The following is a 7,807-nucleotide window of genomic DNA, read 5'->3' on the forward strand; positions in this document are numbered from 1 at the left end:
TTGACAGAAAACCAAAAAGAATTTGGTTACTACCACTTGTCAAATGACGCTACTGAAGATACAACTTGGTATGACTTCGCGGTTGAAATCTTGAAAGATACTGATGTTGTGGTTAAACCAGTTGATTCAAGCCAATTCCCAGCAAAAGCAAAACGTCCATTTAACTCAACAATGAGTCTTAAAAAAGCAAAAGCTACAGGCTTTGTAATCCCAACATGGCAAGAAGCTTTGAAAGAATTTTACAAACAAGACGTTAAAAAATAATCTTGATAAATAGAAGAAACTGAGTTACGACTCGGTTTCTTTTTCTTTTTTTGTCTAAATATATCGTTCGGTTTTTCTTTTTATTTTCAGGCTTCTTATCTTTTTTCATTGTCCTTTTACCTATTATGTGATATATTAGTAGTAACGTACTGTAATAGAAATGTAATATAAGTTATAAGGTGAGTGTGGTGGTAGCGATGAAAGATACAAATTCAAATGGGCATCGTTTATTAATTCAAAAATTACTTGTCAGCATTCATTACCTAACACTTTTCAGAGATGAAGTCGTTTTGGTTGAAAAGACTCCCTCTTTGTTGGGGGGTTCTTTTTCCCCTTCGGTGATTCATGAGGAGTTGGGAGAGATTTTGGCAGCGGTTGATGCCTTGTCCCAACAAGAAAAACTGATTCGCTCAACGTTTTGGTATGAGGAAGATTCCTTTCGATTGATGAATCAATCCCTAAATATCGTTGGTAATTGGGTGCAAGGGATTGATTATGTGTTAGACAATTGTGAGTCAAAATCCGTTTTTCAAGCAATTATTGGGGATAATCGTCCTCGTGTTTTTGGTGTTTTGATTGATGTTTTTACGTCGCTTAGGGTGACTAATCTAGCCATTAAAGAGGAGTCAGATTATCCTGTTCTTCTTGACCCTGTACATTTGTTTAAGGAACGTGTGAAGGAAACGAAAAAGGCAGAGCTTTTGGCTAAGATTGATGCTATGGTTCCCAAGGAAGAACGTCTTACCGAAGAAATTCCAGTTATTCGACCAACAGAGCTTTTAGAGGCTAATTCAGATGATGTCATTAAGAAAATCAGGCATTACCTCTTTGACAATAAAGGTTTGGTTTATGTGGTGGATGCTCAAGAAGACCTCAAGGACGAAATTGCTTCTTACAATGTTTTTGATCGCTTTCAAGGAGCTTATGACAGTATTTCCGATGCTCTCGTTATTGTAGAAAACGTTTTAGAACAGCTGGAAGTCCGTGGTGAAGAGAAAGTAGATGAAGCTGGTCATGTTGTAAGTCAAACAACAGTGCCTTTATACCTCTTGATTTATGGGCAAAATAAACTCGTCAAAGACAGCCGTTTTGAAAGTTTGTTGGAAGAATTGAGTTCTTATGCGGGACGTTCAGATTTGCATTTGTTGTACTATCGTGCTTACTGAGATTTGACAAGTTAAGCAATTTACGTTACAATGAACAAAATTTAAAAACCTTTAATTGAGTCCAGAGAGACTTGCAAGGTGACTGCAAAAATGGATAATGATAAGTGGAGAAGTGCGTTGGAATTTTCTGCTTATTTGCTGTAACCTTGCCTGTTTTGGGCAAGGTTTTTTGTCAGGAAAGGAAGAGTTATGGCTCCAAGTTGTAAAGAAAAAACAGCTGTTTTGAAAGAAGATTTACGGATTACCCATCAGGACGAGATTGCTCCGCGTATTTTTAAGATGACCTTATCAGGAGAGATGGTTTTGGACATGGCTCCTGGACAATTTCTCCATCTGCGTGTGCCAGACCCAAGTAAATTGTTGCGTCGTCCCATTTCTATTTGTCAGATTGATAAGGCCAAAAAAGAAGTGACGATTGTTTATCGTGTAGAACGTGCGGGGACGGCTATTTTATCTCAGTTAAAAGCTGGTGATGTGGTGGATACCATGGGACCTCAAGGTAATGGCTTTGATCTTTCTGTGGTATCTGCTGGTCAAAAAGCTTTATTGATTGGTGGTGGAATTGGTGTGCCACCTTTGGTGGAAACGGCAAAACAACTTGCTGCTAAAGGGGTTGAGGTGATTTCTGTTATTGGATTTGCCAATAAAGACGCAGTGATTTTGGAAGAAGAACTGGCAGCCTATGGCAAGGTTTATGTGACAACTGATGATGGTTCATACGGTACAAAGGGTTATGTGTCAACAATTGTGGATGAGTTGCTCCAAACGCAAAACTTTGATGCTATCTACTCTTGTGGGGCTCCAGGTATGTTGAAATATGTCGATAAAACCTTTGAAAATCATCCCCACGCCTACTTGTCAATGGAAGCTCGGATGGCTTGTGGCATGGGAGCTTGCTATGCTTGTGTAGTTCATCTAAAAAATGCACAAGATACTGCTAATAAGCGTGTGTGTGAAGATGGTCCTGTCTTTGAGACGGGAAATATTATCTTGTAAGGAGGATGCTAATGTCAGAAAATCGTTTAGCTGTAAGTCTTCCAGGGCTTGATTTGAAAAATCCTATTATTCCAGCTTCGGGTTGTTTTGGCTTTGGTCAAGAATACGCCAAATATTACGACTTAGATAAGCTTGGTTCAATTATGATTAAGGCAACCACAAAAGAAGCACGTTTTGGTAATCCCACCCCACGTGTGGCAGAAACCCCATCTGGAATGCTCAATGCAATTGGTTTACAAAATCCAGGTGTGGACGTTGTGTTAGCAGAAAAATTACCTTGGTTGGCAGAGAATTTCCCAACCTTGCCGATTATTGCCAATGTGGCAGGCTTTTCAAATGATGAATACGCCTATGTGTCTGAAAAGATCTCAAAAGCACCAAATGTCAAAGCAATTGAGTTGAATATTTCTTGCCCTAATGTTGACCACGGCAATCATGGTTTGTTGATTGGTCAGGTGCCAGAATTGGCTTATGCTGCGGTTAAGGCAAGTGTTGAGCATTCAGAAGTGCCTGTCTATGTCAAATTGACCCCAAGTGTGGCGGATATTACCACTGTGGCTAAGGCGGTCGAAGAAGCAGGTGCCACAGGCTTTACCATGATTAATACCTTGGTTGGTATGCGTTTTGATTTGCAAAGCCGTCAGCCTATCATTGCCAATGGCACAGGTGGGATGAGTGGTCCAGCTGTTTTCCCAGTTGCTTTAAAACTCATTCGCCAAGTAGCTCAAAGCACTGATTTGCCAATTATTGGTATGGGTGGTGTGGATTCTGCCGAAGCAGCGATTGAGATGATGATTGCAGGCGCATCAGCTATTGGCGTTGGTACGGCTAATTTTACTGACCCCTATGCGTGTCTAAATATCATTGAGCGTTTGCCAGAGGTCATGGACCAGTATGGCATTACGGATTTGGAAACCTTACGCCGTGAAGTTAAAGCTAGTCTGCGTTCCCACTAAGATTTTGACTTTATTAGCAAAAAAAGCTATAATAATAACAACTGAATAACCTTTAATTGAGTCCAGAGAGGCGAGAAAGGTTGCTAACAAAAGAAGATAGATGGGTGTACGCTACCCTACTTTTTGTGTGACCTCGCCCTGGCGAGGTTTTCTTTGTAGAAAAGGAGAAAGTATGCACGAAAGTCGTCCCGTTATTGCCCTTGATTTTCCATCATTTGAGGAAGTCAAAGCCTTTTTAGCCTTGTTTCCTGAGGATGAAACATTATATGTCAAGATTGGTATGGAATTATACTATGCCGTTGGGCCTGAGATTGTCCGCTATGTCAAATCACTTGGGCACTCTGTTTTTCTAGATTTGAAATTGCATGACATTCCGAATACTGTCAAATCAGCCATGCGTGTGCTGGCAGAATTGGGTGTTGACATGACCAATGTTCACGCTGCTGGTGGTGTTGAAATGATGAAAGCTGCTCGCGAAGGACTGGGAGACGGTCCAAAACTCATTGCAGTTACCCAATTAACGTCAACATCTGATGAGCAAATGAAAGCTGACCAAAATATCCAAACCAGCTTGGTAGAGTCTGTTGTGCATTATGCCAAGAAAACAGCTGAAGCTGGGCTTGATGGTGTGGTTTGTTCGGCTCGTGAAGTGGCGGTCATTAAAGAAGCAACGTCTGATGATTTTGTTTGTTTGACGCCAGGTATTCGCCCAGCAGGTGCTGCGGTTGGTGACCAAAAACGTGTCATGACACCAAGCCAAGCAAACGCGATTGGATCAAGCTATATCGTGGTGGGACGCCCTATTACGCAAGCGCCAGACCCAGTTGCGGCCTACAAGGCTATTTACGATGAATGGAACGCTTAGTATTAGAATACTATATTGAAATACCAAGATAGAAAAGAGGAATATTATGACTTTAGCATCACAAATTGCATCAGATTTACTGGATATTCAAGCTGTTTACTTGAAACCAAATGATCCATTTACTTGGGCATCTGGGATTAAATCACCGATTTACACGGATAACCGTGTGACTTTGGCTTATCCTGAAACACGTACGTTGATTGAAAATGGATTTGTAGAAAAAATCAAAGAAGCATTTCCAGAAGTGGAAGTCATCGCGGGAACAGCGACAGCAGGTATTCCACACGGAGCTATCATCGCTGATAAAATGGATCTTCCTTTTGCTTATATCCGTAGCAAACCAAAAGATCATGGAGCTGGTAATCAAATCGAAGGTCGCGTGACAAAAGGTCAAAAAATGGTTGTCGTTGAAGACCTTATCTCAACAGGTGGTTCTGTTTTAGACGCTGTGGCTGCGGCTGAACGCGAAGGGGCAGATGTCATTGGTGTTGTGGCTATTTTCACTTATGAATTGCCAAAAGCTGCTGAAAACTTTGCCAAAGCTGGTGTGAAATTGGTAACCTTGTCAAACTACACCGAATTGATCAAGGTGGCAAAAGTACAAGGCTATATCTCTGAAGAAGACCTTGACTTATTGCACAAATTTAAAGAAAATCAAGAAACTTGGCGTGACTAAGTTGGTATTTAGCCACTAAGACTGGTCTTGGTGGCTAGCTTTGTTGATTGGAAGAATGAGAGGAGTAGCAGATGAAAATTTCATGTCCGTTTGATGATCAGATTTTGCCAGACCTTTATACGAAGGCTTCTGACGTTAAGGTGGCTGAAAAGCCCGTTGTGTCTTTTCCTTTTATCATTGAAGAGGCACCTGAAAACACCAAAACCTTTGCTTGGACTTTTGTGGATTATGATTCAATCCCTGTTTGCGGGTTTACCTTTATCCATTGGGTAGTGGCTAATGTGCCTGCAAGTAATGCCCTTATTTTAGAGGATTTTGCTCGCGTGGATGAAAACCACGTGCATGGCAAAAATAGTTTGGCAAGTCCTTTCTTTAGAGGAGCTTATACTAGCATTGATGAAGGGTACACAGGACCTTGTCCGCCAGATGAAGACCATCTCTATACCTTGACGGTTTATGCCTTGGATTGTGAATTGCCTGTGAAAGACGGCTTTTACTTAAATGACCTCCGTCGTGAAATGGCGGGTCATATCTTGGCAAAAGCTGATATTGAACTTGTGGGAAGATGTTAAGGGAGTCGCTATGCAGCATTCAAAATGGCATGACTTAATCAAAAAGGAATTGCCAGAGCATTATTTTGCTAGAATCAATCATTTTATGGATGAGGTCTATCAAGCTGGAGTGGTTTATCCACCGCGCGAGAAAGTGTTCAATGCCATTCAGACCACGCCTTTGGAGGCGGTGAAGGTGGTCATTATTGGGCAAGACCCTTATCATGGTCCCAATCAAGCTCAGGGCTTATCTTTTTCCGTTCCTGAGGACATTCCAGCTCCTCCGTCATTGCAAAATATTCTCAAAGAATTAGCTGATGATGTGGGACAGCGGGACCACCATGATTTGACTTCTTGGGCTGAGCGAGGTGTTCTTCTTTTAAATGCTTGTTTGACCGTGCCAGCAGGGCGTGCCAATGGACACGCTGGACAAATTTGGGAGCCTTTTACAGACGCCATTATCAAGGTGGTAAATGAAAAAGAAACCCCAGTTGTCTTTATCTTGTGGGGTGGTTATGCTCGCAAGAAAAAAGCTTTGGTGACCAATCCCATTCATCATGTCATTGAAAGTGCGCATCCAAGTCCCTTGTCGGCTTATCGAGGTTTCTTTGGTAGCCATCCCTTTTCACGAACAAATGCTTACTTAACTCAAGACGGTCTTGAACCTATTGACTGGTTAAAATGATAGGAGTTTACTATGTTATTGATTAAAAATGGTCGTGTTGTTGACCCTCAATCTGGATTTGATCAGGTTGCAGATGTCCTTGTTGATGGCAAAAAAGTGGTGAAAATCGCTGAATTTATTGAGGAAAATGGTGCCGAGGTGATTGATGCAACTGGGCTCGTTGTAGCGCCTGGTTTGGTGGATATTCACGTGCATTTCCGTGAACCTGGTCAAACACACAAGGAAGACATTCACACAGGTGCTCTTGCGGCTGCTGCGGGTGGCTTTACCTCAGTTGTCATGATGGCAAATACCAATCCCACTATTTCAGATGTGGCAACCTTGAAAGAGGTTTTGGCCAGCGCGGCAAAAGAGGACATTCACGTCTATACCAATGCCACAATTACCAAAAATTTTGATGGTCAACATTTGACGGACTTCAAGGCTTTGCTTGAAAATGGGGCCCTCAGTTTTTCTGATGACGGTATTCCCCTTCAAAGCAGCAAGGTCTTGAAAGAGGCTCTTGACTTGGCTAAGGCTAATAATACTTTCCTTGCCGTGCATGAAGAGGACCCTGAATTGAATGGCATTCTTGGTTTTAACGAACACATTGCCCAAGACAAATTCCATTTTTGTGGGGCAACAGGTGTGGCAGAATACAGCATGATTGCGCGTGATGTTATGATTGCTTATGACCGCGGCGTTCACTTGCACATCCAACATTTATCAAAAGCGGAATCAGTGAAAGTGGTTGAGTTTGCCCAACAATTAGGGGCTCATATCACAGCAGAAGCAGCACCGCAACATTTCTCAAAAACAGAAGATTTGCTATTGATTAAAGGGGCAGCTGCTAAGATGAATCCTCCTCTTCGTACGGAAAAAGACCGTTTAGGCGTGATTGAAGGCTTGAAATCTGGCGTGATTTCTGTGATTGCGACAGACCATGCCCCTCACCACGCAGATGAAAAGAACGTGGATGATATCACAAAAGCCCCATCAGGAATGACAGGGCTAGAAACGTCATTGTCACTGGGCTTGACCAACTTGGTGGAAACAGGTGATTTGACCTTGTCAGAATTGTTGGCTAAAATGACCATCAATCCATCATCGCTTTATGACTTTGATGCGGGTTATTTGGCAGAAAATGGGCCAGCGGACATTGTGATTTTCGCGGATAAGGAAGACCGCGTGGTGTCTGACCAATTTGCTTCAAAAGCATCTAATTCGCCATTTATCGGTGAAACCTTAAAAGGTGTGGTCAAATACACGATTTGTGATGGTAAAGTTGTTTATCAAGCCTAACAGGCTTTTAGCATATTAAAACCGCGCTCATGATGAGTGCGGTTGTTTTAGTCGAGGTTATTTTCCTTGGCGTATTGCGTTAGCTTAATAGCGTTGTCGTAAGACATGCGTCCGATATCAGTAATGCCGTTTACGTAATTTGCGAGAGTTCGCTCTGAAATGCCAGTCGCTTTAGCAATTTGATAACGTGAGTTGTTGGTTAGTAAGTGTAGCAATTCCTGTTTTGATAAAACGTCAATCATTTGCATTCTCCTTTTAATCGGTTTCTGAAATCCAAAGATAGATTGAAAAAACAAAGATAAAAATAATAAAATACCCGTGGTGCTAGTTAAATTTAAGATACGAAAAAGCCCAAATGGACTATACT

10 protein-coding genes are annotated in these 7,807 nt (G+C 41.8%); 9 read left to right on the forward strand and 1 reads right to left on the reverse strand.

Annotation, left to right across the window (positions count from 1 at the left end; all coding sequences use genetic code 11):
* The 9 genes from B3473_RS03960 to B3473_RS04000 all read left to right on the forward strand — a co-directional run.
* A partial coding sequence (locus B3473_RS03960) for a sugar nucleotide-binding protein (RefSeq protein ID WP_293674966.1) occupies nt 1-264 on the forward strand: 264 nt, incomplete at its 5' end.
* A gap of 197 nt (nt 265-461) precedes the next feature.
* Nucleotides 462-1,430, forward strand: a complete 969-nt coding sequence (locus tag B3473_RS03965) for a hypothetical protein (protein ID WP_204984520.1) — start codon at nt 462-464, stop codon at nt 1,428-1,430.
* Between the two features lie 189 nt (nt 1,431-1,619).
* Nucleotides 1,620-2,426: a dihydroorotate dehydrogenase electron transfer subunit gene (locus B3473_RS03970; RefSeq protein WP_269725812.1), complete on the forward strand. Its 807-nt coding sequence runs from the start codon at nt 1,620-1,622 to the stop codon at nt 2,424-2,426.
* An 11-nt stretch (nt 2,427-2,437) separates the two neighbouring features.
* The gene (locus tag B3473_RS03975) at nt 2,438-3,382 is read left to right on the forward strand and encodes a dihydroorotate dehydrogenase (protein WP_154455150.1); all 945 of its coding nucleotides are present in this window, start codon (nt 2,438-2,440) and stop codon (nt 3,380-3,382) included.
* 172 nt (nt 3,383-3,554) lie between these two features.
* Nucleotides 3,555-4,247: an orotidine-5'-phosphate decarboxylase gene (pyrF, locus tag B3473_RS03980; RefSeq protein WP_168260869.1), complete on the forward strand. Its 693-nt coding sequence runs from the start codon at nt 3,555-3,557 to the stop codon at nt 4,245-4,247.
* Nucleotides 4,248-4,293: 46 nt separating this feature from the next.
* Nucleotides 4,294-4,923 (forward strand): orotate phosphoribosyltransferase, encoded by a 630-nt coding sequence (gene pyrE / locus B3473_RS03985; RefSeq protein ID WP_154455152.1) that lies wholly within the window; start codon nt 4,294-4,296, stop codon nt 4,921-4,923.
* 71 nt (nt 4,924-4,994) lie between these two features.
* The gene (locus tag B3473_RS03990; RefSeq protein ID WP_154455153.1) at nt 4,995-5,495 is read left to right on the forward strand and encodes a YbhB/YbcL family Raf kinase inhibitor-like protein; all 501 of its coding nucleotides are present in this window, start codon (nt 4,995-4,997) and stop codon (nt 5,493-5,495) included.
* A gap of 10 nt (nt 5,496-5,505) precedes the next feature.
* Complete coding sequence (locus B3473_RS03995; RefSeq protein ID WP_154455154.1) at nt 5,506-6,159, forward strand: uracil-DNA glycosylase; 654 nt, start codon at nt 5,506-5,508, stop codon at nt 6,157-6,159.
* Between the two features lie 12 nt (nt 6,160-6,171).
* A complete protein-coding gene (locus B3473_RS04000; protein WP_154455155.1) occupies nt 6,172-7,440 on the forward strand; it encodes a dihydroorotase in 1,269 nt (422 codons plus the stop codon).
* A 47-nt stretch (nt 7,441-7,487) separates the two neighbouring features.
* Here the strand turns inward: B3473_RS04000 and B3473_RS04005 are convergent, their stop codons facing one another.
* On the reverse strand, nt 7,488-7,682 hold the full coding sequence (locus B3473_RS04005; protein WP_168260866.1) for a helix-turn-helix transcriptional regulator: 195 nt from the start codon (nt 7,680-7,682) through the stop codon (nt 7,488-7,490).
* Between the last annotated feature and the right edge of the window lie 125 nt (nt 7,683-7,807).

Origin of the sequence: Streptococcus sp. UBA632 (genome assembly GCF_002300045.1) — a bacterium.
Taxonomy (GTDB): Bacteria; Bacillota; Bacilli; order Lactobacillales; family Streptococcaceae; genus Streptococcus; species Streptococcus alactolyticus.

Coding starts and splice junctions, on each gene's coding strand:
- B3473_RS03965 (WP_204984520.1), top strand. CDS start 462: ATGAAAGATACAAATTCAAATGGGCATCGTTTATTAATTCAAAAATTA.
- B3473_RS03970 (WP_269725812.1), top strand. CDS start 1,620: ATGGCTCCAAGTTGTAAAGAAAAAACAGCTGTTTTGAAAGAAGATTTA.
- B3473_RS03975 (WP_154455150.1), top strand. CDS start 2,438: ATGTCAGAAAATCGTTTAGCTGTAAGTCTTCCAGGGCTTGATTTGAAA.
- pyrF (WP_168260869.1), top strand. CDS start 3,555: ATGCACGAAAGTCGTCCCGTTATTGCCCTTGATTTTCCATCATTTGAG.
- pyrE (WP_154455152.1), top strand. CDS start 4,294: ATGACTTTAGCATCACAAATTGCATCAGATTTACTGGATATTCAAGCT.
- B3473_RS03990 (WP_154455153.1), top strand. CDS start 4,995: ATGAAAATTTCATGTCCGTTTGATGATCAGATTTTGCCAGACCTTTAT.
- B3473_RS03995 (WP_154455154.1), top strand. CDS start 5,506: ATGCAGCATTCAAAATGGCATGACTTAATCAAAAAGGAATTGCCAGAG.
- B3473_RS04000 (WP_154455155.1), top strand. CDS start 6,172: ATGTTATTGATTAAAAATGGTCGTGTTGTTGACCCTCAATCTGGATTT.
- B3473_RS04005 (WP_168260866.1), bottom strand. CDS start 7,682: ATGATTGACGTTTTATCAAAACAGGAATTGCTACACTTACTAACCAAC.